The organism is Microbacterium proteolyticum, assembly GCF_014192415.1.
Lineage (GTDB): Bacteria > Actinomycetota > Actinomycetes > Actinomycetales > Microbacteriaceae > Microbacterium > Microbacterium proteolyticum.
In genome coordinates, this window is sequence record NZ_JACHXY010000001.1 from 76,160 (window position 1) to 101,576 (window position 25,417).

Genomic DNA, 25,417 nt, shown 5'->3' on the forward strand with positions numbered 1-25,417 from the left:
GGGTGTCTCAGCCGAACTTGGGCAGTTCGGGGGTCGTGGTTCCGGAGGGGATGACCCGGTAGGTCTTGAGGACCTGCGTCAGGGCCTTCTGGAACGCGGGCGCGGTGGCCGCCGACGATTTTACCGTCCGCGGTTCGTCGAGGTTGACCTCGACGACGTACTGCGGGTCGTCCGCGGGGGCGAAACCGATCATCGTGGTGAAGTAGGCGTCGGACTTGTAGGCGCCCGTGACCGGGTCGGTCTTCTCACCGGTACCGGTCTTGATCGCCACGCGGTACCCGGGGATCGCGACCTGGTCGGCGAGCGTGCCCTGGGTCGCGACGTTCTCGAGCATCTGCGCGACCGTGTCGGCGGCGTTCTCCGACACGACCCGCTCGCCCTGCGCGTCGGGCACGTCGGTGACGGTGCCGTCGGCCGCGGTGCAGCCCTCGACGAGGGTCAGCGGCATCCGCACTCCCCCGTTCGCGATCGTCTGGTAAGCGCCCGCCAGCTGGGGCACCGTGACGGCGAGGCCCTGTCCGAAGGTGGTGTTGTAGAAGGTCTGCTTGTCCCACCCGGCGGGGTCGCGCAGGATGCCGGACGACTCGCCGGGGAAGCCGACGGCCGTCGGCTGCGTCAATCCGAACTTCTCGAGGTACGAGACCCGTGTGTCGAGCGGGATCATGTCGCCGAACTTCGAGATGCCGACGTTCGAGGAGTCGATGAGCACGCCCGTGAGGGTGTAGCGGTTCTCGGGGTGTGCGAACGAGTCGGAGACGCGCGCGCCGTCGGCGAACTCCTCGCGCGACGACGCCGTGACCGTGGTGTCCGCGGTGAAGGAACCGCTGTCGAGGCCGATGGCCGCGGTGATGGCCTTCATCGTCGATCCGGGCTCGTTCGGGTCTCCGAATGCGGCGCTGCCGCGGTCGGACTCCGGCGTCGCCGTGGGGTCGTTGGGATCGACCGTGGGGTACTCCGCCAGCGCACGGATCTTGCCGGTCTTCGCCTCGACGACAGTGATCGTGCCACGCAGCGACCCGGTGTTCTGCACCTGCTCGGCGATGAGTTGGCCGAGGTACCACTGCAGGTCGCGGTCGATCGTGAGCTGCAGGGTGCCGCCGTCGACGGCGGGCTGGGTGACGACCTGGGTGCCCGGGAGCACCACACCGTGCAGGCTCTGCTGGAAGACGACCTTGCCGTTCGTGGATGCCAGGCACGAGTCGTCCGCGGACTCGAGGCCCGCGAGCGCCTGGCCGTCACTGCCGACGAAGCCGAGGAGGTTGCCGCCGACGGCGCCGTCGGGATACACCCGACCCGCCTGCGGGGGGAAGCTGAGGAACGGCAGCCCGAGGTCGGCGAGCGCCCGGTACTGCTCGGTGGACACGCCCTTGGCGATCACGGCGTACTGCGAGTCGGGGTTGTCGGCCACGGCATCCGTCACGATCTTCCGCACGTCTGGGGCGTCTTGCCCGAGGACGGAAGCGATGCGCGCGGCGAGCTCCGGCCACGGGGTCGTGACCTCGTTGCCGTCGTCGTCGTAGGTGGTCACGCCGTCGACGGCGAGGGACGGGTCGATCTGCACGTCGTAGCGGTTGATGCTCGTCGCGAGTGGCGTGCCGTTCGCGTCGACGATGGGCCCGCGCGAGGCGTACAGGGTGCGCGAGGACTGCAGACCCATCGAAAGCGAGTCGTCGACGTGCTCGCGCGCGTTCACGACCTGGATGTCGATCAGGCGCACCACGAAGGCGACGAGCACGATCAACACGACCGCGAGGGCGACGACGGTGCGACGCCGCGGGGACCGGGAGGTGGCTGTCGTCATGGCTCTCATCGTGTCGCGGGAGTGGGCAGACCGTCGCTGATCGGCGGGGGTGTCGCGGATCCGGTGTCGGGGGTCGTCGCCTCGGCCGGGGCCGTGGCTGCTGCGTCGGGGGCCGTGCCGCCGGTCTCCGTGGTCGCCGTCGCCGGGTCGGTGACCAGCGGCACGCCCGTGATGAGGGCGTTGCCCACCGAGCCGCGGCCCCTGGCATCCACCGACGACGTCGTGTCGGCCGGCTTGTCGGAACCGACGACGGCACCGTCGCTCAGTCGCAGGTACGTGGGCGACTCGTCGATGACCATTCCGAGGGCGGCGGCATTGGCGGCGAGGTACTGCGGCGAATTGAGGCCCGCCGTCTCGTCGAAGAGGATCTGCTTCTGGTACGTCAGGTCGCGCTGCTGCTGCGTGAGCGAGGCGATCTCGAACGAGCTCTGCGTGGTGAGGATGCTGAGCCCCATCTGGGCGAGCACGATCACGAGGGCGCCCGAGACGGCGATGATCCCGAACAGCCGCCGCGGCACCCGCCGACGGGTGGGGGTCGGAACGACGGTGAGACGACGCTCGCGGACGGGCGTCGGGAAGTCGGGGAGGAAGTCGTCGACGACCCGGGGGTCGATGGCCGGGGATGCACTCATACGTCCTCCTGGATCCTCTCGGCCGCGCGCAGACGCACGGGGGTGGCACGGGGGTTGGCTGCGCGTTCTTCGTCGCTCGCGAGCTCGGCGCCGCGCACGAGCAACCGGAACTTCGGCGCATGTTCGGGCAGCTCCACGGGGAGTCCCCGGGGGGCGGTCGACGTCGACGCCGCACCGAACACGCGCTTGACCAGACGGTCTTCCAGCGATTGATACGACAGCACGACGATGCGCCCGCCGACGCCCAGGACATCGAGGGCCGCGGGGATCGTGCGCTCGAGCACCGACAGTTCGGCGTTGACCTCGATGCGCAGAGCCTGGAAGACGCGCTTGGCTGGGTGACGCTCGCGCAGCACGGCGGCCGGAGTGGCCGCTTGCAGCACCTCGACGAGCTCGGCGGAGCGCTCCAGCGGCGCCGTCGCGCGGGCGGCGATGATCGCGCGGGCATAGCGCCCGGCGAGCTTCTCTTCGCCGTAGCGCTCGAAGATCCGGCGCAGGTCGCCCTCGCCGTAGGTGGCGAGCACCTCGGCGGCGGTGACGCCGGTGGTCTGGTCCATGCGCATGTCGAGGGGCGCGTCCTGCGCGTAGGCGAAGCCGCGGGCGGCCTCGTCGAGCTGGAGCGAAGACACCCCGAGGTCGAACAGGATGCCGTCGACCTTCTCGACGCCGGCGGATGCCACGGCCTCGGCGATCCCGTCGTAGACGGTGTGCACCAGCGTCACGCGGTCGCCGAACCGCGCGAGCCGCTCCCCCGCGATCCGCAGGGCGTCGGTGTCGCGGTCGAGGCCGATGAGGCGCGACTCGGGGAAGCGCTCGAGGAAGGCCTCGGAGTGCCCGCCCATGCCGAGCGTGCCGTCGACGAACACGGCACCGGGCTTGTGCAGAGCGGGCCCGAGAAGTTCGGCGCAACGCTCGAGCAGGACGGGGGTGTGGATGTCGCGGATGTCCATGATGACGGGGTCCGATCCTTCGGCTCTGATCCCCATCCGCATCGACCTGGCGCCGGGGAAGTGCGTCAGGGCGTGCGGCTGGGCATCACAGCCGGAGGGTCAGAACAATCCCGGGATCACCTCCTGCTCCATCTCGGCGTACGTGTCTTCGTTGCTTTCGGCGTAGGCGTTCCAGGCCTCGGCGTCCCAGATCTCGGCGTGCGCGCCGACACCGGTGACGACCAGTTCGCGACCGAGACCCGCGTAGCTGCGCAGGGCCGGGGGGACGGTGATGCGGTTCTGGCTGTCGGGCTTCTCGGCGCTGGCCCCCGAGAGGAACATGCGCAGGAAGTCGCGGGCCTGCTTGTTGCTGAGCGGAGCCTCGCGGATCCGCTCGTGCACGCGCTCGAACTCCTCGGTGCTGAACACGTAGAGGCAGCGGTCCTGCCCTCGGGTGATCACCACTCCGGCGCCGAGATCGTCGCGGAACTTCGCGGGCAGGATGACGCGCCCCTTGTCATCGAGCTTGGGAGTGTGCGTGCCGAGCAGCATTCGGGCGTCCACCCCCTTCGTCCGGCCTGCGAAGTTTTCTCCACTTTACTCCACTGACCTCCACTTGGCTATCGGAAGACGCATCTTCCGCTGGATTCCGGCGACGTGTACGGTGCGGTTGCCCCTTCGGCCCCGCGCGCGTGATCCGCGGAATGCCGGGGTTCTCGACGCGGTGGACGGGCGCGTGAGACCGCCCGTGGAGGAAAAGGGAGGGATTCGCTCCTCCCCCGCGCGATTCTGGATGACCCTTCCCCGGGCGCACGAAAAAGCACCGGCTCCGAAGAGCCGGTGCTTCACGAGAAAAGTAGAGGGTTACTGCCCCTCGTGGCGGCGGTCCCACCGCTCGTTCATGCGGTCCATGAACGATGAGCCCGAGGCACGCGCGGCCCGGGACTTGGCGCCACCGGATGCCCCGGCGCCGGGTGCACCGGCACGGGAGGCTGTGGCGACGGATCCGCGCATCGGCGTCACCGCGAAGATCACACCGCCGACCATCAGGAGGAAACCGAGCACACCGATACCTATGCCGAGGAAGCCCGTATTGAAGCCGATCGACACGCCCACCACCAGGGCGCCGAGCCCGGCGAGCACCAGGATCGAGCCGAGGACGATGTTGCGGTAGCTCAGGGCGCGACTGGGGGCAGTGACGACATCGGTGTCGTTACTCATGAGATGGCGCTCCATCTCATCCAGCAGACGCTGCTCCTGTTCGGAGAGTGGCATGCATCCCCCTCTATTGTTCGGTGTGGACGATTCTACGTGGGGCGAGGATCACTAGGCTAGGCCCGTGCCGACCTCGCCGGAACCGATCGAAGCTGTTTCCCAGCGACTCGACAACTTCCTCACCGAACAGCTATTGTACGCCGCCGCCCTCGGTCCAGAGGCAGAGATGCTCACCCGATCCGGCGCTTCCGCCCTCCGCGGCGGAAAACGTCTGCGCGCGCGGTTCTGTCTCACGGGTTGGGGGGCGGTGCAACCGGCGCCCACCCGCTTCGACGATGCCGCCCTCGCCGTGGCCACGTCGCTGGAGATCTTCCACGCGGCCGCCCTCGTGCACGACGACCTCGTCGACAATTCCGACACCCGTCGCGGGCAGCCCGCGGCACATCGCGCCCTGCAGAGCGCGCACCGGGACGCGGGATGGACGGGCGACTCCGACACGTTCGGGCGCTCGGGGGCGATCCTGCTCGGCGACCTCCTGGTCGCATGGAGCGACGATCTGCTCGAGGAGGGCCTGCGGGGCTCCGCCGCCGCCGATGCGACCCGGCAGGCGTACGCGCAGATGCGCCGCGACGTCACCATCGGACAATTCCTCGACGTCGCCGAGGAGTCCGCGTACACCGTCCACCCCGACGACACGCACGCCGAGCGTGCCCTGCGGGTGGCCTCGTACAAATCGGCGCGTTACAGCATCCAGCAGCCGCTGCAGATCGGTGCGGCGCTCGGCGGCGCCGATCACTCTCAAAGCGACGCGCTGGGTCGCTTCGGCCACGACGTGGGCATGGCGTTCCAGTTGCGCGACGACGTGCTCGGGGTCTTCGGCGACAGCGCCGTGACGGGAAAGCCCGTAGGCGATGATCTGCGCGAGGGCAAGCGCACCGTGCTGGTGGCCTACGCCCGCGAAGCCGTCTCACCGCAGGAACGTCAGGCGATCGACCAGCGACTGGGCGACCCGGCTCTGGATGCCGAGCAGATCGGCATCCTGCAGCGCACCATCGTCGACAGCGGCGCGCTCGCGCGCACCGAGGAGCTCATCGCCGACTACGCGCATCGCGCCGACCTCGCGCTCTCGGGTGCACCGCTGCGAGCCGATGCGGTCGACGAGCTCCGGGCGCTCGCCCGCGCGGCGACCGATCGCGCGGCCTGACCGGCCGCGATCGGCTCCGCCGCCTCGACGACTCAGGCGAGGGTCGCGGCGACCCGGCGTACCTCGCTCTTGCGGCCCGCGCGGAGCGCCTCGATGGGCGCGACACCGATGGTCTGCTCCGGGGTGAGCAACCAGTCGATGGTCTCGTCGGGGTCGAACCCGGCGTCATGCAGCACGATGATCGTCCCGCGCAGAGCCGGGAGGGGCCGGCCCGCGGCGAGGAACACCGCGGGCACCTTGAACACGCCGTCACGGCGGGATCCGACGAGGTAGTCCTCGTCGATCAGCCGACGCACGCGGCCGAGGGGCTCGTCGAGGAGCTCCACGAGGTCGGGGATCGTCAGCCAGTCGGTTTCGTAACGGGTCGTCTCGGTCACGGTGCAACTATCTCACCCTCCGCCGACGACGCACCCCCGCGGCCGTTCGGTCACACGTGTCACATGCGCCTCACACGTTGACATCCGTATCGCAGCATGCGAGCGTGGCGGGCAGTCTGACGAACGGAAATCCCCCCACCATGCGACGACTCCCCCTCCCTGCCCTGCCGACGACCCGACGGATCGTCGCCGCCTGGCCCGCCGCCGTAGCGGGCACCATCGCCCTCAGCCTCGCCGGAGAAGGTGCGGCGCACGCGGCACCTCCGACCCCGCCCCTCAGCTCGCTGCCGACCGCACCGCTGAAAGTTCTTCCGGTGCTGACCTCCCTGACCAGTGCAGTCACCTACACCGTGCAGCCCGGCGACACCGTGTGGGGCATCGCCCGCGCCAACGGTCTCGACGTGGCTTCTGTACAGGCGGCGAACGGACTCGGCCCCGACAGCGTCATCCGCCCCGGCCAGGTGCTCGTGCTCGGCGGCGCACCCGCCGCGCCCTCGGCGCCGACCCCGGTCCCCGCCCCGGTGCCCGCGGCCGTGACGCACGAGGTGCAGCCCGGCGACACCATCTCGGCGATCGCGAGCGCCAACGGCGTTTCGCTCGATGCGGTCCTCAGCGCGAACGGCCTCACGCGCGCCTCGATCATCTACCCCGGCGACGTGCTGCAGATTCCCTCCGGCGCTCCCGCCGCGGCTCCCGCCGCTGCCGCTGCGGTCACCGCCCCCGGCCTCGACGCCGAGCAGTCCGACAACGCCCGGTTGATCATCCGCATCGGTCGGGAGCTCGGCGTCTCCGACCACGGCATCCGGATCGCCCTCGGAACCGCGATGCAGGAATCGTGGCTGCGCAACCTCGACTGGGGCGACCGCGACTCCCTCGGTCTCTTCCAACAGCGACCGAGCATGGGCTGGGGCACCCCCGAGCAGATCCGCGATCCGGACCGCGCGACGCGTGTGTTCTATGGCGGCCCCTCCGACCCCAACGGCTTCACGACGCGTGGCCTCCTCGACATCCCCGGCTGGGAGCAGATGCCCTACGCCGATGCGGCGCAGGCCGTGCAGATCTCGGCCTACCCCGACCGTTACGCGCAGTGGGAGCAGCCCGCCACCACGTGGCTCGCTGTTCTGGGCTGAGTCGCGGCCCACGGTGAGCCGTTGCCCGGGCTCACAGGGGCCGCTCCGTAGACTCGACCCGTGAGCACGAGTCAGCAGGCAGACCCGCTGATCGGCCGTCTCGTCGACGGTCGGTATCGGGTGCGCGCGCGTATCGCGCGCGGCGGCATGGCGACCGTGTACGTCGCCACCGACCTGCGGCTCGAGCGTCGGGTGGCGCTCAAGGTCATGCACGGCCACCTCAGTGACGACACCGTGTTCCAGAGCCGGTTCATCCAAGAGGCCCGCTCCGCCGCGCGTCTGAGCGATCCGCACGTGGTGAACGTGTTCGACCAGGGCCAGGACGGCGAGATGGCCTACCTGGTCATGGAATACCTTCCCGGCATCACCCTGCGCGAACTCCTCCGCGAGCACCGGCGCCTCACGATCGATCAGACCCTGACGATCATGCATGCCATCCTCTCGGGCCTCGCGGCGGCCCACCGTGCGGGGATCGTGCACCGCGACGTCAAGCCGGAGAACGTGCTGCTGGCCGAGGACGGCCGCATCAAGATCGGCGACTTCGGCCTCGCACGCGCGACGACCGCGAACACCGCCAGCGGCGCCCAGCTCATGGGCACCATCGCCTACCTCGCACCCGAGCTGGTCACCCGCGGCACCGCCGACGCACGCAGCGACATCTACTCGCTCGGCATCATGCTCTACGAGATGCTCACCGGGGAGCAGCCCTACAAGGGCGAACAGCCCATGCAGATCGCCTACCAGCATGCGACCGACTCCGTCCCGCGTCCGAGTGCGAAGAACCCCTCGGTGCCCGAACAGCTCGACGAGCTCGTGCTCTGGGCCACCGAGCGCCGACCCGATGACCGCCCGCTCGACGCCGGCACGATGCTGGAACGCCTTCGCGCGGTCGAGAAAGAGCTGGGGCTCGCCCCTCAGGTCGCCCGGGCGGTCGCCATCGGCACCACCGGGGCTGCCAGCGCCGCCGACTCGCGTGAGCTCACCAAGGTGCTCCCCCAGACCGCGTCACTGCCCATCGCGACCACCGAAGAGCCCGACAACGCCGCGCGCCTGCGCACGCGCACCCGCCGCCGCACCACCCGGGGCGTCTGGACGCTCGTTCTCGTGCTGCTGCTGGCCGTCGGCGCGGCGGGTGCCGGCTGGTACTTCGGCTCGGGCCCCGGCTCCCTCGTGGCCGTTCCCGACGTATCCCAGCGGAGCTTCGCCGACGCCGAGACGCTGCTGGCGACCAACCAGTTGCGCGCGCAGGCACAGGAGGTCAACGATCGCGACATCCCTGCCGGCACGACGGTGGGGTCCGACCCCGCGGCGGGCGAGCGCCTCGACAAGGACACGCTCGTGACCGTCTACGTCTCCGTCGGCCCCGCCACGCATCAGATCCCCGCCCTCGCCGGCAAGAGCGCCGACGAGGTCAACGGCATCTTCGACGCCGCGTTCGTCGGTATGGGCGACCCGTCGAGGGAGTTCTCGGATGCCGGCGACGGCACCGTGCTGGCGGCATCCGTCATCCCCCGATCCGGCGGCGACGCCATCGGATGCACCGACGGCTGCACCGTGTACGAGGGCGATGCGGCGTCGCTGGTCGTGTCGCTCGGCCCCCTCCCCGATGTCTCCGGTGAGTCGCAGTCGCGCGCTGAACGCGCGCTCGACGAAGTCGGCCTCGCCACCTCGGTCTCGGAGCGGTACAGCGACAGCGTGGCATCGGGGGTCGTCATCGGCATCGGCGATCGCGACGGTGACGGCAACTGGCGCCCCGGTGACACCGTGCCGCTGATCGTGTCGATCGGGCCGGAACCGGTCGAGATCCCCGGAAACGTCGTGGGAATGACCATCCGCGAGGCGGTGACGGCGCTGGAGGGGCTCGGGTTCGAGGTGAACGCGGGCATCGACGACGGCACCCTGCCGCTCGGCTTCACATACTGGGACATCTACAAGGTGCGGGCCACGAACCCCAAGGCGGGCGAGACCGCGCCCAAGGGCAGCACCATCACCCTGACGCCGACGCTGTAGCGGCCGCGCCGCGGGAGTGGCAAGGGGCTTCGACCAGCTCAGCCACTGCACGCCTCTCCCCTCGAGGTCGCTGAGACCGTCGGGGTCGCTGATCCCATCGAGGTCGCTGATCCCGTCGAAGTCGCTGAGACCGTCGAAGTCGCTGAGACCGTCGAAGTCGCTGAGACCGTCGAGGTCCCGAGCCCGTCGAAGTCGCTGAGACCGTCGAGGTCCCGAGCCCGTCGAGGTCCCGAGCCCGTCGCGATACCCGAGCCGGTCGAGGTGCCTCAGCCCGTCGACGGGACCGGTACCCGCGGGAACGACGACGCCCCCGACCACGGCGGATCGGGGGCGTCGGTCAGGCGGCTGGACCGGTCAGCGCTTCTCGAGCTCCTCGGCCACGAGGAAGGCCAACTCCAGGCTCTGGCGGTGGTTCAGGCGGGGGTCGCACAGGCTCTCGTAGCGGGTCGCCAGGGTCGCCTCGTCGATCTGCTCCGAACCGCCCAGGCACTCGGTCACGTCATCGCCGGTCAGTTCGACGTGGATGCCGCCGGGGTGCGTCCCCACCGAGCGGTGAGCCTCGAAGAACCCGCGCACCTCGTCGACGACGTCGTCGAAGCGACGCGTCTTGTAACCGGTGGGTGTGGTGATCCCGTTGCCGTGCATCGGGTCGGTGACCCACAGGGGCACTGCTCCCGAGTCCCGGACGGCCTCGAGCAGCGGCGGCAGTGCGTCGCGGATCTTACCGGCGCCCATGCGCGTAATGAACGTCAGCCGGCCCGGCTCCCGCTCGGGGTCGAGCTTGTCGATGAGCGCGAGCGCCGCCTCGGGCGTGGTCGTGGGGCCGAGCTTGACGCCGATCGGGTTGCGGATCTTCGAGAAGTAGTCGACGTGCGCGCCGTCGAGCTCGCGGGTGCGCTCACCGATCCACTGGAAGTGCGACGAGGTGTTGTAGGCGAGACCCGTGCGCGAGTCGATACGCGTCATGGGGCGCTCGTAGTCCATGAGCAGACCCTCGTGACCGGTGTAGAACTCCACGCGCGTGAGCTCGTCGAAGTTCGCGCCGGCAGCCTCCATGAACTTGATGGCCCGGTCGATCTCGGTGGCCATCGCCTCGTAGGCCTGATTGGCCGGGGTGCTCGCGAACCCCTTGTTCCAGCTGTGCACCTCGCGAAGGTCGGCGAACCCGCCCTGCGTGAAGGCGCGGATGAGGTTCAGGGTCGACGCGGCCGTGTGGTAGCCCTTGAGCAGTCGCGCGGGATCGGCCCGGCGCGAGGCTTCGGTGAAGTCGTAGCCGTTGACGATGTCGCCACGGTAGGCAGGCAGCGTCACGTCGCCGCGCGTCTCGACGTCGCTCGAGCGCGGCTTGGCGAACTGCCCGGCCATGCGGCCCATCTTCACCACGGGCATCGAGGCGCCGTAGGTGAGCACGACCGCCATCTGGAGGACCGTCTTGATGCGGTTGCGGATCTGCTCGGCGGTCGCGCCGGCGAACGTCTCGGCGCAGTCACCGCCCTGCAGGAGGAACGCCTGGCCTGCGGCGGCGCGCGCGAGACGGTCGCGGAGATTGTCGACCTCGCCGGCGAAGACCAGCGGCGGGAGGGTCGCCAGCTCCGCGGATGCCGCGGCCACCGCGCCCTCGTCATACCACTGGGGCTGCTGCTTGATGGGCAGGGATCGCCAGTGGTCGAGGTCGTGGAGCTGCTGATTCACCCCTGAAGTCTAGTGGCGGGACGCGGGCGCCTTCGCCGCCTGCGCGGTGGCCAAGCGGTCCTTCACGGTCGAGGCGTAGACGTCTTCGTAACGCTGCTCTCCGAGACGATGAAGCGCCACCATGATCTCGTCCGTGACCGAACGCAGCACGTAACGGTCGCCCTCCATGCCCTCGAAGCGCGAGAAGTCCAGCGGCTCGCCGATGACGATGCCGACCCGTCCGACACGAGGCAGACGCTGGCCGATCGGCATCACGGCACCGGTGTCGACCATGACGACCGGCACGACCGGCACGCGGGCCTCGAGCGCCATGCGGGCGATTCCGGTGCGGCCGCGGTAGAGCGTGCCGTCGGGACTGCGGGTGCCTTCGGGGTAGATGCCGAGCAGTTCGCCGCGACCGAGCACGCCCAGGCCCGTGTTGAGCGAGGCCTCCGATGCTTTGCCGCCGGATCGGTCGATGGGCAGCTGGCCCGTCGCGGTGAAGAACATCCGCGTGGCCCAGCCCTTGATGCCCTTACCGGTGAAGTAGTCGCTCTTGGCGAGGAACGCCATGCGACGGTCGATCATGAGCGGCAGGAAGATCGAGTCGGAGAACGACAGGTGGTTGCTGGCGAGGATCGCCGCCCCCTCGGTCGGGATGTTGCGCCGACCCACCATCCACGGGCGGAAGATCGCCTTGATGACGGGCCCGATGACCACGTATTTCATGAGCCAGTAGAACATCGTCAGAGCTCCTTCCCGGCGAGGTCGGCGACCCCGATGAGGCCGGCGTCGTTGCCCAGACGTGCGATGGCGAAGTCGGCGACCGGACGTTCACCGTACCCCGGAAGCGACGTCTCGTACGCGAGCTTCACCGGGGCGAGCAGATCGGCGCCCAGTTGCGCGACGCCGCCGCCGATGACGAAGAGCTCGGGATCGAGCACGGCCTGGAAGCCGCCGCACGCCTCGCCGAGGGCGGTGGCGACGCGGCGGAGGGCCTCGACCGCGCCCGGGTCGCCCGCGAGCACGAGTCGCGAGACGGCGGGCCCGGGGATGGCGCCCTTCTCTTCGCGGATCGCGGCCAGGGCCGCCCCGATGCCACCCTCGTCGGCGATGGCGTTCGCCTCGCGCTGCAGGGCGCGGCCCGAGGCATATTGCTCCAGGCATCCGTTCTGCCCGCACCCGCAGGGGTGCCCGCCGCGCACGAAGCGCATGTGGCCGAGCTCACCGCCGATGCCGTGGCCGCCGCGGAAGAGTTCGCCGCCGCTGACGACGGCGCCGCCGACACCGGTGCCCATGGTGAGCATGACCATGTCGTGCACGCCGCGACCGGCTCCGAAGCGGTACTCGCCCCAGCCTGCGGCATTGGCGTCGTTCTCGATCGTGACGGGTGCGTCGAGGCGTTGCTCGAGGCGGGCGCGCAACGGCTCGTCTCGCCAGTCGATGTTCGGGGCGTAGATGACGGTGCTGCGGTCGAGGCTGATGAAGCCGGCCGCGGCGACCCCGATCGCGTGGATGTCGTGGGCGCGGCGCAGATGGTCGGCCATGTCGACCACGGCATCCACGAGGGCGGCGGGGTCGATGGGGGTGTCGACCCGGAGCTTCTCGATGATGGTGCCGTCGTCGTCGACGACGCCTCCCGCGATCTTCGTGCCCCCGATGTCGATGCCGACGTTCTGCACCGTGCTCCCTTCCGGGCCGACCGCGCGGCTCGGCCCGGTGAAGTCTAGCCATGCCGCGCGCGCGGTGCGGGACACGCGGGTCCCGGTACGGCCGGAAACCGTGCGGATAGACTCGACGCACCGCTCGACGTTCTTTCCGGTGCCGAAGGAGTTACCGTGATCCAGTTCGACCTTCCCCTCATCGTCCCCGCAGATCCGGACGCCAACGCGTCCGACCTCCTGGCCGACCGTGTTCGGGCCACCCCCGACCGCCCCCTCTTCGCCGTCCCCGACGCCGGCGGATGGCGCGACGTGACCGCCGCGGAGTTCGAGCGGCAGGTCATCGTCCTGGCGAAAGGGTTCGTCGCCGCGGGGGTGCAGCCGGGTGAGAAAGTCGCCTTCATCGCGCGCACCACGTACGACTGGACGCTCGTGGACTTCGCCCTGTTCTACGCCGGCGCCGTGATGGTGCCCGTCTACGAGACGAGCTCCCCGGCGCAGATCTCATGGATCCTGGCGGATTCGGGCGCCATCGCCGTGGTACTCGAGTCGGCCGAACATGCCGAGCGGCTCGACGAGGTGCGCAGCGACGTTCCCCTCGTGCGCGAGGTGTGGGCCATGCACGCGGGCGACCTCGACGCGCTCGTGGCGAAGGGAACGCACATCACCGACGAGGAGATCGAGCGGCGCCGTCACCTCGCGAAGGCGTCGGATGTGGCCACCCTCATCTACACCTCGGGCTCGACCGGGCGGCCCAAGGGCTGCGTGCTCGTGCACAGCAACTTCGTCGAACTGGCGCGCAACTCCGCCAAGGCGCTGCACGAGGTCGTCGAGACGGAGGGCGCGTCCACGCTGCTGTTCATCACGACGGCTCACGTGTTCGCGCGCTTCATCTCACTGTTGAACGTGCACGCCGGGGTGAAGACGGGCCATCAGCCCGATACGAAGCAGCTCCTCCCCGCGCTCGGCTCGTTCCAGCCCACGTTCCTCCTCGCCGTTCCGCGCGTGTTCGAGAAGGTCTACAACTCCGCCGAGCAGAAGGCGGAGGCCGGCGGCAAGGGCAAGATCTTCCGCGCGGCCGCGGACGCCGCGATCGATCATTCGCAGCGCCTGCAGGACGGCAAGAAGATCCCGCTCGGACTGAAGCTCAAGTTCGCGCTCTTCGACAAGCTCGTCTACTCCAAGCTCCGGGATGCCATGGGTGGCCGGGTCGTCTACGCGGTGTCGGGATCGGCCCCGCTCGGCCCGCGTCTGGGTCACTTCTTCCGCAGCCTCGGCGTCGTCATCCTCGAGGGGTACGGCCTCACCGAGACCACCGCCCCCGCCACGGTGAACCTGGCCACGAAGTCCAAGATCGGCACCGTCGGCCCCGTGCTGCCGGGCGTCGGCGTACGACTGGCCGACGACGGCGAGATCCAGGTGCGCGGTATCAACGTCTTCCGCGAGTACTGGCAGAACCCCGAAGCCACGGCCGAGGCGTTCGACGGCGAATGGTTCAAAACGGGCGACATCGGAGCCTTCGACAGCGACGGGTTCCTCACCATCACGGGCCGAAAGAAGGAGATCATCGTCACGGCCGGTGGCAAGAACGTCGCCCCCGCGGCGCTCGAGGATCCCATCCGCGCCAACCCGATCGTCGGACAGGTCGTCGTGGTGGGCGACCACAAGCCCTTCATCGCGGCGCTGGTGACCCTCGACTCCGAGATGCTGCCGACGTGGCTCGCCAACAACGGCCTTCCCTCCGACATGTCGCTCACCGATGCGGCCGAGAACGAGAAGGTGCGCGCCGAGGTGCAGGCTGCCGTCGACCGCGCCAACACCCGTGTGTCGCGCGCGGAGTCGATCCGCAAGTTCACGATCCTCCCCACCGAGTGGACCGAGGCCAGCGGACATCTGACGCCCAAGATGAGCATCAAGCGCAACGTCATCGTGTCCGACTACGCCGACGCCATCGAAGACCTCTACGCCGTACCGGTGAACACGACCAACGTGTCGCTGCCCTGACGACGACGCGGAACGGCCCGGCTCCCCCTCGGGGGGCCGGGCCGTTCTCCGTCGCGGCGGTGACAGCACACGACCTTCGCGATGCGCACGACCTCGGCGCTTCGGGAGGAGACCGGGTTGCCCCTGGGCGCATGGCTGAGCATCCACCCGATCTGATGCGACGGCGTGCGGGTCAGAACCAGTCGCTCTCGCGCACCTGGCGCATCGCCTCGCGACGCGTGTCGGCGGGCAGACGCGAAAGGTAGAGCATCCCGTCGAGGTGATCGGTCTCGTGTTGCAGGGCCTGCGCCAGCAGTCCCTCACCCTCCAGCACCACCTCGGCGCCGTCGAGGTCGATGCCCACGACCTTCGCCCACGGGTAGCGGATGGCATCGTGCCAGAGACCCGGGACCGAGAGGCATCCTTCTCCCACCGCCTCCGGCTCGCCACGCGTCTCGACGAGAACGGGGTTCAGCACGTACCCCACGTCGCCGTCGATGTTGTAGCTGAAGGCCCGCAGGCCCACCCCGATCTGAGGGGCGGCCACCCCGGCACGACCGGGCAGCTCGACGGTGTCGATCAGGTCCTGCACGAGGGCACGGACGCCGTCGTCGATCTGATCGATGGGCGCGCTGACGGCGCGCAGAACCGGGTCGCCGAACAAGCGGATCGGACGCACGGTCATGCGGCGGCCACCGGTGATCGCAGTCCCTCCACCACGGCAGCGGCGAGCTCACGCGCCGCCTGCCGCGTCGAGGGCTGCAGGTCGCGGAAGGTGATGGCGCTGCCCGCGGCGATGCGTGCGTCGTACGGCATCCGGATGACGGTGCGCACCCGCGAGCGGAAGTGCGCCTCGAGTTCGCTCTCGCGCACGAGTGGGGTGCCCGGCCGCGAATTGTTCAGCACCACCACGGCATCGCGCACGCGCGCAGAGTACCCGTTGGTCTCGAGCCAGGTGAGGGTCTCGGATGCGAGGCGGGCCTCGTCGACGGAGAGGCCCGCCACGATCACGACCGTGTGGGCGAGTTCGAGCGTCGCCCCCATCACCGAGTGGACGATCCCCGTGCCGGTGTCAGTCAGCACGATCGAGTAGTAGTGCGCGGCCACGTCGGCGACGCGTCGGTAGTCATCGTCGCTGAACGCCTCCGACACCCGCGGATCCGCATCGGATGCCAGCACGTCGAGGCGGGTGGCGTCACGGGCCACGATCGAGGAGACGTCGTGGTAACCCGCGACCTCGTCGTGGGCGCGCACGAGATCGCGCACGGTGCGGCCGTTCGGTCGACCCACCCGGTCGGCGAGCGTGCCGCGGTCGGGGTTGGCGTCGACGGCGATGATGCGGTCGTCACGCGCATCGGCGAGAGCCATTCCCAGCAGCGACGTGACGGTGGTCTTTCCCACTCCGCCCTTGCGCGAGAGCACCGGCACGAAGCGCGCGCCACCGGTGAGGGGTGCGGCGATCCGCTGATCGAGGTCTTTGCGGTCACGGGCACGACGCCCGTCGCCGAGATTGATGCGGTGTCCGGACACCGAGTAGACCAGCTGCTGCCAGAGTCCTTCGGGCTCGGGCTTGGAGATCTGGCGCGGGTCGAGCAGACGGTCCGCGGTGAGCAGGTCGGAGCTCTCGCGGGCGTCGTCGATCTGGCCGATGCGCTTCGACGTCAGCGTGACCTCGGGCGCGGGCGTGCGGACGCGTTCCACCGCGTGCGCGCGGTCGGCGCGCGCGGCCTCGTCGGCGGCGCGTGCGGACTCATCGGCCTGGTGCGCGCCGCGGCGCGTGAGCGGGACGGTACCGATGGCACCCGTCGCCGCGCGCTCGGCACGAGTGGCGGGCACGGGCCCGGTCGCCGGCGCCGGGTCGGATGCGGCCGCACCGGGGCCGGTCGCGGGAGCCGTCGCCGATGCGGCGATCTCCCCCGTCGCGGGAGTGGTCGACGCGGGGGTGGATACCGGGCCGGTCGCCTCGGCGCCGGTGCGACGCGGTGCCGGGTCCGTCGTCGCAGACGGTGCCGCGCTCGGCGGTGCGGTCGCATCCGCCTCAGGGGTTTCCTTCTCGGATGCCACGTCGTCCTCCTCAGGGGCCGTTGCCGACTCGGTCGCGGGCTCGTCCGGCGCGCCCGCGGATGCGGACACGGCGTCGTTCTCGTCGGTGCGGCTTCGATCGGAAGCCGGGACCCACGGCGCGCGGGTGAGAGCAGTGCCGCCCGCCGCGGCATCGTGCACGTCGGGGGCGTCCGAGCCCTCGGGGGCTTCCTCGAGGCCGAGGGTGCTCTCCGTGATCGGGGTGTCGAGCACACTCATCCCGGACACGTCGTCGGGATCCGCCGCATCGGCCTCGAACAGTTCGACATCGTCGACGATCTCGGCGTCGTGCAGATCGGCCGCGTGGACGTCTTGCTGCGCATCTGCATGGTCGTTCACGGCGGCGTCCTCGCCGGACCCCTCGGCCGCGTCGCGACCATGGTCACCCTGATCGGCGTCATCCGGAGCGTGCGTCTCGTTCGCAGACGCTTCCGCCCCCTCGTGGGCGTCCGGCGTGTGGGCGTCTGCCCCGGAGAACTCCCGGAGCTCGGCGGCATCCGGCTCGAGCGTGTCGGCGCGCTCAGTGTCGTGAGAACCGGCGTGCTCGTCGGTGATCTCGGCCTCGTGCGTCTCGGCGATCTCGTCGGCGTGGTCCGCGACGGGCGTTCTGGCGTCGTGGACGTCGGGGTGCTCCCCGTCGTAGGCGTCGGCGTGCTCCCCGTCGTGCGTCTCGCCGGGCTCAGCCTCGTAGGCGTCGGCGTGTTCCCCGTCGAGCTCCGCATCACGCGTCTCGGCGTACTCGGTGTGATGTGCGTCGTGCGCGACGTCGAACGTCTCCGCGTCCTCGACATGCGGAACGTCCGCGTGGGGAGTCTCGGCGCCGTGGTCGTCGTCGACGAGCTCGGCATCCTGCACATCGTGGTTCTCGTCGCCGTACGCGGACACCGTGTCGTCGACGCCCTCGTGGGGCTCGAGGATGATGTCGCCGGTGGGCAGCGACTCGACGTGGTGGACCTGGGCGATCTCGCGATCGCCGTCGTCGGAGCGGCGCTCGATCGGGCTGTCGAGGAGGGCACGGTCGGGATCGTCGATGGGAATCTCGTCTTCGATCACGTCGTCGTCGATGTCGTCGTCGCTGGCCACGGGCAGGTCGACGTTGACCTGAGCGATGTGCCCACCGAGGATCGTGATGCTGGCGGTATCGAGGTTCCCGCTCTCGTCGAGGACGCCGTGCTCGGCGTTCTCGTCGGGGTTCGCGTCAGTGCGGTCGGGGGTCACTGCAGTCTCCAAACGGGAAGAGGGCGCGAAAGCGCCCCCTCCCAGGCTACTGCGACGGGCGGATCACCAGCAAAAGGTCTCCTGCTTCGACCTGTTGTGTGGTACCGATCGCGACACGCTCGACGACTCCGTCGACGGGCGAGGTGATGGCCGCCTCCATCTTCATCGCCTCGATGGACGCGACAGCCTGCCCCGCCGACACCCGGTCTCCGGGGCTCGCCTTCATGGTCACGACACCGGAGAAGGGCGCGGCGACCTGGCCGGGCTTGGAGGTGTCGGCCTTCTCGGCCTGGCGCGCCTCGACGTCGATCGAGCGGTCGCGCACGAAAACCGGACGCAGCTGACCGTTGAGGGTCGTCATGACCGTGCGCATGCCCTTGTCATCGGCGTCGCCGACGGCTTCGAGCCCGACGAACAGCTGCACGCCCCGCTCGATCTCGACGACGTGCTCGCCGCCCGCACGCAGCCCGTAGAGGTAATCGGCGGTGTCGAGCACGCTGAGGTCGCCGTAGTTCGCCCGCATCTCTTCGAACGTCCGGGTCGGGCCGGGGAACAGCAGGCGATTCAGGCGGGCACGCCGCTCTCCCGGCTCCCCCGCGAGGGCGGCGGTGTCATCGTCGGTGAGCGGGGTGACGCCGATCTTGGCGTCCCGGCCCGCGAGCACCTTGGAGCGGAACGGTTCGGGCCAGCCGCCCGGCAGGTCGCCGAGCTCGCCCGCCATGAACGACACGACCGAGTCGGGAACGTCGTACTTCTCGGGATTCTGCTCGAAGTCGGCCGGATCGGCCTTGACCGCTGCGAGGTGGAGGGCGAGGTCGCCCACGACCTTGGAGGACGGGGTCACCTTGGGCACGCGTCCGAGGATGCGGTCGGCGGCGGCGTACATGTCCTCGATGAGTTCGAAGTCGTCGGCGAGACCCAGGGCGATGGCCTGCTGGCGGAGGTTCGACAGCTGCCCGCCCGGGATCTCGTGGCGGTACACGCGGCCCGTCGGACCGGCGAGGCCCGACTCGAAGGGGCGGTACAGATGACGCACCGCCTCCCAGTACGGCTCGAGGTCGCTGACGGCCCCGAGGTCGAGGCCCGTGTCGCGCTCGGTGTGCGCAAGGGCGGCGACGAGCGCCGACAACGACGGCTGGCTGGTGGTGCCCGCCATGGGCGCGGCGGCGACGTCGACGGCATCCGCCCCCGCCGTGGACGCGGCCAGCAGGGTGGCGAGCTGTCCGCCGGCGGTGTCGTGCGTGTGCACGTGGACGGGCAGGTCGAACCTCTCGCGCAGCGCCCAGACGAGCTTCGCCGCGGCGGTGGGACGCAACAGACCCGCCATGTCCTTGATGGCCAGGATGTGCGCGCCCGCGTCGACGATCTGCTCGGCGAGACGCAGGTAGTAGTCGAGGGTGTACAGGCTCTCGGCCGGGTCGAGCAGGTCGCCGGTGTAGCAGACCGCGACCTCGGCGACAGCGGTGCCGGTGGCGAGCACGGCGTCGATCGCCGGCCGCATCTGCGACACGTCGTTGAGCGCGTCGAAGATCCGGAAGATGTCGACACCGGATGCCGCGGCTTCCGCGACGAACGCGTCGGTGACCTCGGTGGGGTACGGCGTGTAGCCGACCGTGTTGCGTCCGCGCAGCAGCATCTGAATCGCGATGTTGGGTAGCGCGTCGCGGAGCGCGTCGAGACGCTCCCATGGGTCTTCGCCGAGGAAGCGCAGCGCGACGTCGTACGTCGCTCCACCCCACGCCTCGACCGAGAGCAGACCCGGGGTCAGGCGGGCGACGTGCGGGGCGACACGGACCAGGTCGCGCGTGCGCACGCGGGTGGCGAGCAGCGACTGGTGCGCGTCGCGGAACGTGGTCTCGGTGACGGCGAGGGCGGTCTGCTCGCGCAGCGCCCGGGCGAATCCTGCAGGGCCGAGCTCTTGCAGGCGCTGGCGGGATCCCGCCGGGGCGGGCGCTGCCAGGTCGAGACGCGGGAGCTTGGCGCCGGGGTCGATCGAGAGGGGGTTCTCGCCGTTGGGGCGGTTGACCGTGGTGTCGACGAGCCACGAGAGGACCTTGGTGCCGCGGTCCTTGGATTCGCGTCCGCGCAGCAGTTCGGGACGCTCGTCGATGAACGAGGTGCTGAGATCGCCCGCGACGAAGGCCGGGTCGTCGAGCACGGCCTGCAGGAACGGGATGTTGGTCGACACCCCGCGGATGCGGAACTCGGCCAGGGCGCGACGGGCGCGCGCCACCGCGGCGGGGAAGTCGCGGCCACGGCACGACAGCTTCGACAGCATCGAGTCGAAGTGCGGGCTGACCTGGGATCCGGCAGCGGTGGTACCGCCGTCGAGGCGGATGCCGGCGCCGCCGGGCGAGCGGTAGGTCGTGATCTTGCCGGTGTCGGGGCGGAAGCCCTGCGTGGGGTCCTCGGTCGTGATGCGGCACTGCAGGGCGGCGCCCCGCAGATGGATGTCGTCCTGCAGGAGATGCAGGTCGGCGAGGGTCTGTCCCGCGGCGATCCGCATCTGCGACTGCACGAGGTCGACGTCGGTGACCTCCTCGGTCACGGTGTGCTCGACCTGGATGCGCGGGTTCATCTCGATGAAGACGACTTCGCCCGTACGGGGACCCGCTGTCTCGAGAAGGAACTCCACCGTGCCCGCGTTCTGGTATCCGATCGAGCGGGCGAAGGCGACGGCGTAGCGGTGCAGGTCCTGACGCACCGCGTCGTCGAGATTGGGGGCCGGAGCGATCTCGATGACCTTCTGGTGGCGGCGCTGCACCGAGCAGTCGCGCTCGAAGAGGTGCACCGTCTCACCCGTGGCATCCGCGAGGATCTGCACCTCGACGTGACGCGGGCGCTGCACGGCCTGCTCGAGGAACATCCGGGGATCGCCGAAGGCGCTCTGCGCCTCGCGCATCGCCTCGGCCAGCGCCGGGGCCAGCTCGCCCATGCTCTCGACGCGACGCATACCGCGCCCGCCACCACCCGCGACGGCCTTGGCGAAGATCGGGAAACCGATCTCGTCCGCCTGCGCCAGCAGAGCGTCGATGTCGTCGGACGCCGGCGTGGAGCGCAGCACCGGGACGCCGGCGGCGATCGCGTGCTCCTTGGCGGTGACCTTGTTGCCCGCCATCGACAGCACCTCGGCGGGCGGGCCGATGAAGGTGATGCCGTGAGCCGTGGCCTTCTCGGCGAGCTCCGGGTTCTCGGACAGGAAGCCGTACCCCGGGTAGATGGCATCCGCCCCGCACTCGCGCGCGACGCGGATGATCTCGTCGACGTCGAGGTAGGCGCGCACAGGATGACCGCGCTCGCCGATCTGGTAGGCCTCGTCGGCTTTGAGCCGGTGAAGCGACGCGCGGTCCTCGTAGGGGTAGACCGCAACGGTGCGGGCTCCCACCTCGTAGGCTGCGCGGAACGCTCGGATGGCGATCTCGCCGCGGTTGGCGACCAGGATCTTCGAAAACATGCGCACCTCAGGTCGATCTGGCGGGGCTGAATGTGCTCACAGCCTAGGGGAAGGTAACGTGGACTCTTGTGCACGTACTCTCCGTCAGCTCTCTCAAAGGCGGGGTCGGCAAGACGACCGTGACACTCGGGCTGGCTTCCGCAGCCTTCGCACGTGGCGTTCGCACTCTCGTCGTCGACCTCGACCCGCAATCCGACGTGTCGACCGGCATGGACATCTCGGTGGCCGGCCGTCTCAACATCGCCGATGTCCTGGCGAACCCGAAAGAGAAGGTCGTGCGTCAGGCGATCACCTCGAGCGGGTGGGCCAAGGTGCATCCCGGCACCATCGACGTGCTGATCGGCAGCCCGTCCGCCATCAACTTCGACGGTCCGCACCCGAGCGTCCGCGACGTCTGGAAGCTCGAGGAGGCCCTGGCCACCATCGAGAGCGAGTACGACCTCGTGCTCATCGACTGCGCCCCCTCGCTCAACGCCCTCACGCGCACCGCGTGGGCGGCCAGCGACCGCGTCGTGGTCGTCACCGAGCCGGGATTGTTCTCCGTCGCCGCCGCCGACCGCGCCCTTCGGGCCATCGAAGAGATCCGTCGAGGCCTCTCGCCGCGCCTGCAGCCGCTCGGCGTGGTGGTCAACCGCGTGCGCCCGCAGTCGATCGAGCACCAGTTCCGCATCAAAGAACTGCGCGACATGTTCGGCCCCCTCGTGCTCAACCCGCAGTTGCCCGAGCGCACATCGCTCCAGCAGGCGCAGGGTGCCGCCAAGCCGCTGCACGTATGGCCCGGCGATTCCGCGCAAGAGCTCGCCGCCGACTTCGACGCTCTCCTCGATCGGATCGTCCGCACCGGCCGCATCCCCGTCGCCAACGAGGCTCCCCAGGCCTGAGCCCGCTCCCCCGGCCGGGGGTGCCCGGGCGCGAGAAACGGCATCCGCGGGTAGAAACGCGCCGTCGAGGCGTTTCCGCCCGCCGATTGCGTTTCTCGCCGGATGGCCCCGCCGATCGCGTTCAGCGCGGCACGCACGGCGCTACGCCTGCCGATGATCGAGAAACGGCATCCGCCGGAGGAAACGCATCGTCACGGCGTTTCCGCCCGCCGATCGCGTTTCTCGCCGGATCGCCCGGCGAGAAACGGCATCCACTGGAAGAAACGCATCGTCGAGGCGTTTCCGCCCGCCGATCGCGTTTCTCGGGACCCGACCCTGCAGATCGCGCTTCTCGCCGCAGGCCCCGATCGCGTTCTCGCGGGGCGGCTGAAACGCCCCAGAGCGACGAAGAACCCCGGATGCCGAGGCATCCGAGGTTCGAAGACGGGGCGGTGACGCGTCAGGCGGTGCGGGCGGCGCGGCGCGCGGCGAGCTCGTCGACCGCGTCGGGCTGAGCGGTCTCGAAGTCGACGAGGGTGGACTCCACCTCGCGCAGGACCTTGCCGACAGCGATGCCGAACACGCCCTGGCCACGGCTGACAAGGTCGATGACCTCGTCGTTCGAGGTGCAGAGATACACCGACGCACCATCGCTCATGAGGGTCGTGCCCGCCAGATCGCGGATCCCGGCCACGCGCAACTGCTCGACCGCAGTGCGGATCTGCTGCAGCGAGATGCCGGTGTCGAGTAGACGCTTGACGAGTTTCAGCACGAGGATGTCGCGGAAGCCGTAGAGGCGCTGCGAGCCCGATCCGCTCGCGCCGCGAACCGTCGGGACGACCAGTTCGGTGCGCGCCCAGTAGTCGAGCTGGCGGTAGGTGATGCCGGCTGCACGCGCGGCGACGGCCCCGCGATAACCGGTGTCGTCGTCCATCTCGGGCAGACCGTCGGTGAAGAGGAGGTCAGCGGCGAACCGAGGTTCACCGAGTGCGTCGCCAGCGTTCATGCTCGCGTCCCTCCTCATCGGTTCGTTGCTTCCACGCTAGATCAGCGAACGTTCCCCGGCAATGACATCCGCTCCGAGGGGCGCGGCGTGTCGCGCTCAGGAGAGCATCCGGTCCAGGGCGTCGCGGACGAACATGGTGCGCACCTCGTCGAGGCGCGCCGCCAACTCGGGGGCGAGCTCGCTCGCGCGCGCTCGCGACGGCGCGTCGGGGCGGCGGAGAAGAGCAGACAGCGCCGACTCGACCAACGACACCTCGCGCTCGGCGCTCTGGCGCAGCGCACGCACGTGACGCGGTTCGATGCCGTGCCGGTCGAGGGCGACGAGCGCCCGCAGCAACGCCACCGTCTGCTCGGGGTAGCTCTCGGCGCCGACGATGACGCCCGTGCTCACGGCGTCGTTGAGGAGCTGGGGTCCTGCGCCGGCGGCGGCGAGCAACTCCTCGCGGCGGTACCGGCGCGGGGCGCTCGTCATCGACGGGATCGACGTGGGCGGCGCGGGATTACGGCCGGCGTCGAGGTCGGCGAGGTAGTCCCGGATGACGACGAGCGGCAGGTAGTGATCGCGTTGCAGCGTCAGAGCCAGACGCAGACGTTCGAGGTCGGCGGGCGAGAACTTGCGGTACCCCGACTCGGTCCGCGTGGGCGAAACGATGCCCTGCACCTCGAGGAAGCGCAGCTTGCTGGAGGTGAGCGCGGGGAAATCGGGCGTCAGGCGAGCGAGCACCTGCCCGATACTCAGCAGCCCCGCAGCCGTCTGACGACTACGGGACGGGGCTGCCGCCATCAGTGCTCTGCCGCGGGCAGATCGACAGGCGAACCGAAGAAGTTCAGGCGGAACTTGCCGATGCGCACCTCGCTGCCGTTGACGAGCGCGGCACGGTCGACACGCTCGCCGTTGACGTAGCTGCCGTTGAGCGAGCGCTGGTCGACGATCTCGAAAGCCGTTCCCGTGCGCGTGATCTCGGCGTGCCGACGCGAGACGGTGACGTCGTCGAAGAACAGGTCTGCCTCGGGGTGGCGACCGACGGTCGTGATGTCGGTGTCGAGCAGGTAGCGGGCGCCGGTGGTCGGCCCGGACCGCACGATGAGCAGGGCGGCACCCGACGGAAGGGCGCCGATCGCCTCGACCTCCGCCTCGGTGAGGTCGGCACCGAAGGGGACGAACGACAGGTCGGCGTCGTGGGTCTGGGTCGTGTCGTGCGAACCGGCGGCGGCAGCTTCGCCTGCACGCCGGATGTCGTCTCGCTCGAATCGGCTGGTCTCGTCCACGGCTACTCCTTCTCATTCACCATAACCGACCGATTCGCACCGGAAGGGCGACCGGCCTCGAGCGGGCCATGGTGATGCGTGATGTGTCTCTTCCCGTCGATACCGGCACCGCGGTTCGGGGCGCGAAGCGGTCGACGAGACACTCGAACCTATCGACCCGAGCACGCCCCTGTCGAGTCCGGGCGCCGGTACGCGTCGGGCTCCGACCTCCCGAACAGCGACACGGCTCCCAGCCCCTTCCTCGGATGCCGTAACTAGGGTCGGAGCATGAGGTCCCCCCAGGCGCCGCGTCGGCGCACCCTTCCCGTCGTCCTGGCCACCGCGTTCCTGGCCGCCGCCGCTCTCCTCGTTCCGGCCCTTCCCGCTGCTGCGCACGACGAACTGATCGCGACCGACCCGACCGCCGACGCGGTGCTCGAGGCACTGCCGGCGCAGATCACGCTGTCCTTCAGCGCCGATGTGCTCCCCGACGCGGGCGCGACGGTGATCGAGGTGACCGACGCGTCGGGCGCCTCGCTGACCGACGGCACTCCCGAGGCCGCGGGCACCGAGGTGACGCAGGCGCTGGCGGGCCCGGCATCCGGTGCCGTCACGGTGCGCTGGCGCGTGGTGTCGAGCGACGGCCACCCCATCGACGGCGAGTTCGCGTTCTCGGTTCCGACCGCCTCCCCCACGCCCACACCGTCAGCGTCGCCGACCGCCTCCCCCACCGCATCGGCGAGCGAGGCGGCATCGCCCGCCGCCTCGGCCGAACCCACCGCCGCACCCGTCGAGTCAGCGGCTCCGGCGTCTCCGCTGCCGTGGATCCTCATCGCCGTGGCGCTGGTGATCGTGGCGGGTGTGCTGGTGTACGTCTTCGCGTCGCGGGGACCGCGGAAGACCGCCGGAGGCGGCACCGCCGGGCGATAGGCTGGAG

22 protein-coding genes are annotated in these 25,417 nt (G+C 70.0%); 7 read left to right on the forward strand and 15 right to left on the reverse strand.

Annotated elements, in window-relative coordinates; translation table 11 throughout:
• Nucleotides 1–7: 7 nt before the first annotated feature.
• The 5 genes from FHS07_RS00395 to FHS07_RS00415 form a co-directional block, all read right to left on the reverse strand.
• A complete protein-coding gene (locus FHS07_RS00395; protein ID WP_183417959.1) occupies nt 8–1,801 on the reverse strand; it encodes a peptidoglycan D,D-transpeptidase FtsI family protein in 1,794 nt (597 codons plus the stop codon).
• A 5-nt stretch (nt 1,802–1,806) separates the two neighbouring features.
• Nucleotides 1,807–2,433 (reverse strand): cell division protein FtsL, encoded by a 627-nt coding sequence (gene ftsL / locus FHS07_RS00400; protein ID WP_183417960.1) that lies wholly within the window; start codon nt 2,431–2,433, stop codon nt 1,807–1,809.
• Nucleotides 2,430–3,383 carry a 16S rRNA (cytosine(1402)-N(4))-methyltransferase RsmH gene (rsmH, locus tag FHS07_RS00405; protein WP_183417961.1) on the reverse strand — a complete coding sequence of 318 codons (954 nt, stop codon included), beginning with the start codon at nt 3,381–3,383 and terminating at the stop codon, nt 2,430–2,432. The genes ftsL and rsmH overlap by 4 nt, the downstream gene beginning before the upstream one ends.
• A gap of 99 nt (nt 3,384–3,482) precedes the next feature.
• Complete coding sequence (gene mraZ / locus FHS07_RS00410; protein ID WP_055957500.1) at nt 3,483–3,914, reverse strand: division/cell wall cluster transcriptional repressor MraZ; 432 nt, start codon at nt 3,912–3,914, stop codon at nt 3,483–3,485.
• A 312-nt stretch (nt 3,915–4,226) separates the two neighbouring features.
• Nucleotides 4,227–4,637: a DUF3040 domain-containing protein gene (locus tag FHS07_RS00415; protein ID WP_183417962.1), complete on the reverse strand. Its 411-nt coding sequence runs from the start codon at nt 4,635–4,637 to the stop codon at nt 4,227–4,229.
• Nucleotides 4,638–4,701: 64 nt separating this feature from the next.
• On the opposite strand from FHS07_RS00415, the gene FHS07_RS00420 reads away from it, so the two are divergent.
• A complete protein-coding gene (locus FHS07_RS00420) occupies nt 4,702–5,781 on the forward strand; it encodes a polyprenyl synthetase family protein (protein WP_183417963.1) in 1,080 nt (359 codons plus the stop codon).
• Nucleotides 5,782–5,813: 32 nt separating this feature from the next.
• Here FHS07_RS00420 and FHS07_RS00425 read toward each other — a convergent pair whose 3' ends face one another.
• Entirely contained in the window at nt 5,814–6,158 is a 345-nt protein-coding gene (locus tag FHS07_RS00425; RefSeq protein ID WP_183417964.1) for an Rv2175c family DNA-binding protein, read from the reverse strand.
• Nucleotides 6,159–6,298: 140 nt separating this feature from the next.
• Here FHS07_RS00425 and FHS07_RS00430 point away from each other — a divergent pair, with 140 nt between their 5' ends.
• Together FHS07_RS00430 and pknB are read left to right on the forward strand one after the other, a co-directional pair.
• The gene (locus tag FHS07_RS00430) at nt 6,299–7,288 is read left to right on the forward strand and encodes a LysM peptidoglycan-binding domain-containing protein (protein ID WP_183417965.1); all 990 of its coding nucleotides are present in this window, start codon (nt 6,299–6,301) and stop codon (nt 7,286–7,288) included.
• Nucleotides 7,289–7,348: 60 nt separating this feature from the next.
• Nucleotides 7,349–9,298, forward strand: coding sequence for a Stk1 family PASTA domain-containing Ser/Thr kinase (gene pknB / locus FHS07_RS00435; protein WP_183417966.1), 1,950 nt, complete (start codon nt 7,349–7,351; stop codon nt 9,296–9,298).
• Between the two features lie 354 nt (nt 9,299–9,652).
• Here pknB and FHS07_RS00440 read toward each other — a convergent pair whose 3' ends face one another.
• The 3 genes from FHS07_RS00440 to FHS07_RS00450 are packed head-to-tail and all read right to left on the reverse strand — an operon-like array spanning nt 9,653 to nt 12,651.
• A complete protein-coding gene (locus tag FHS07_RS00440) occupies nt 9,653–10,990 on the reverse strand; it encodes a class II 3-deoxy-7-phosphoheptulonate synthase (RefSeq protein WP_183417967.1) in 1,338 nt (445 codons plus the stop codon).
• A gap of 9 nt (nt 10,991–10,999) precedes the next feature.
• Entirely contained in the window at nt 11,000–11,713 is a 714-nt protein-coding gene (locus tag FHS07_RS00445) for a lysophospholipid acyltransferase family protein (protein WP_183417968.1), read from the reverse strand.
• Between the two features lie 2 nt (nt 11,714–11,715).
• Nucleotides 11,716–12,651: an ROK family glucokinase gene (locus FHS07_RS00450; RefSeq protein ID WP_183419345.1), complete on the reverse strand. Its 936-nt coding sequence runs from the start codon at nt 12,649–12,651 to the stop codon at nt 11,716–11,718.
• 156 nt (nt 12,652–12,807) lie between these two features.
• On the opposite strand from FHS07_RS00450, the gene FHS07_RS00455 reads away from it, so the two are divergent.
• Nucleotides 12,808–14,634: an AMP-binding protein gene (locus FHS07_RS00455; protein WP_183417969.1), complete on the forward strand. Its 1,827-nt coding sequence runs from the start codon at nt 12,808–12,810 to the stop codon at nt 14,632–14,634.
• A gap of 172 nt (nt 14,635–14,806) precedes the next feature.
• Here FHS07_RS00455 and FHS07_RS00460 read toward each other — a convergent pair whose 3' ends face one another.
• Genes FHS07_RS00460 through FHS07_RS00470 form a run of 3 tightly spaced genes read right to left on the reverse strand, consistent with a single transcriptional unit; the run spans nt 14,807 to nt 21,367 of the window.
• A complete protein-coding gene (locus tag FHS07_RS00460; protein WP_183417970.1) occupies nt 14,807–15,298 on the reverse strand; it encodes a peptide deformylase in 492 nt (163 codons plus the stop codon).
• Nucleotides 15,295–17,913 carry a nucleotide-binding protein gene (locus FHS07_RS16745; RefSeq protein ID WP_343054568.1) on the reverse strand — a complete coding sequence of 873 codons (2,619 nt, stop codon included), beginning with the start codon at nt 17,911–17,913 and terminating at the stop codon, nt 15,295–15,297. The genes FHS07_RS00460 and FHS07_RS16745 overlap by 4 nt, the downstream gene beginning before the upstream one ends.
• A 46-nt stretch (nt 17,914–17,959) precedes the next feature.
• Entirely contained in the window at nt 17,960–21,367 is a 3,408-nt protein-coding gene (locus FHS07_RS00470) for a pyruvate carboxylase (RefSeq protein WP_183417971.1), read from the reverse strand.
• 68 nt (nt 21,368–21,435) lie between these two features.
• Here FHS07_RS00470 and FHS07_RS00475 point away from each other — a divergent pair, with 68 nt between their 5' ends.
• Together FHS07_RS00475 and FHS07_RS00480 are read left to right on the forward strand one after the other, a co-directional pair.
• Nucleotides 21,436–22,248, forward strand: coding sequence for a ParA family protein (locus FHS07_RS00475; protein WP_055957537.1), 813 nt, complete (start codon nt 21,436–21,438; stop codon nt 22,246–22,248).
• A gap of 102 nt (nt 22,249–22,350) precedes the next feature.
• Nucleotides 22,351–22,683 (forward strand): hypothetical protein, encoded by a 333-nt coding sequence (locus tag FHS07_RS00480; RefSeq protein ID WP_183417972.1) that lies wholly within the window; start codon nt 22,351–22,353, stop codon nt 22,681–22,683.
• 4 nt (nt 22,684–22,687) lie between these two features.
• Here FHS07_RS00480 and FHS07_RS00485 read toward each other — a convergent pair whose 3' ends face one another.
• The 3 genes from FHS07_RS00485 to FHS07_RS00495 form a co-directional block, all read right to left on the reverse strand.
• On the reverse strand, nt 22,688–23,233 hold the full coding sequence (locus tag FHS07_RS00485) for a MerR family transcriptional regulator (RefSeq protein ID WP_183417973.1): 546 nt from the start codon (nt 23,231–23,233) through the stop codon (nt 22,688–22,690).
• Nucleotides 23,234–23,329: 96 nt separating this feature from the next.
• The gene (gene ftsR, locus FHS07_RS00490) at nt 23,330–24,016 is read right to left on the reverse strand and encodes a transcriptional regulator FtsR (protein ID WP_183417974.1); all 687 of its coding nucleotides are present in this window, start codon (nt 24,014–24,016) and stop codon (nt 23,330–23,332) included.
• Complete coding sequence (locus FHS07_RS00495; RefSeq protein ID WP_183417975.1) at nt 24,016–24,501, reverse strand: FHA domain-containing protein; 486 nt, start codon at nt 24,499–24,501, stop codon at nt 24,016–24,018. Before FHS07_RS00495 ends, ftsR begins: the two co-directional genes overlap by 1 nt.
• 267 nt (nt 24,502–24,768) lie before the next feature.
• On the opposite strand from FHS07_RS00495, the gene FHS07_RS00500 reads away from it, so the two are divergent.
• Nucleotides 24,769–25,410, forward strand: coding sequence for a copper resistance CopC family protein (locus tag FHS07_RS00500; protein WP_183417976.1), 642 nt, complete (start codon nt 24,769–24,771; stop codon nt 25,408–25,410).
• The last annotated feature ends 7 nt before the right edge of the window (nt 25,411–25,417 follow it).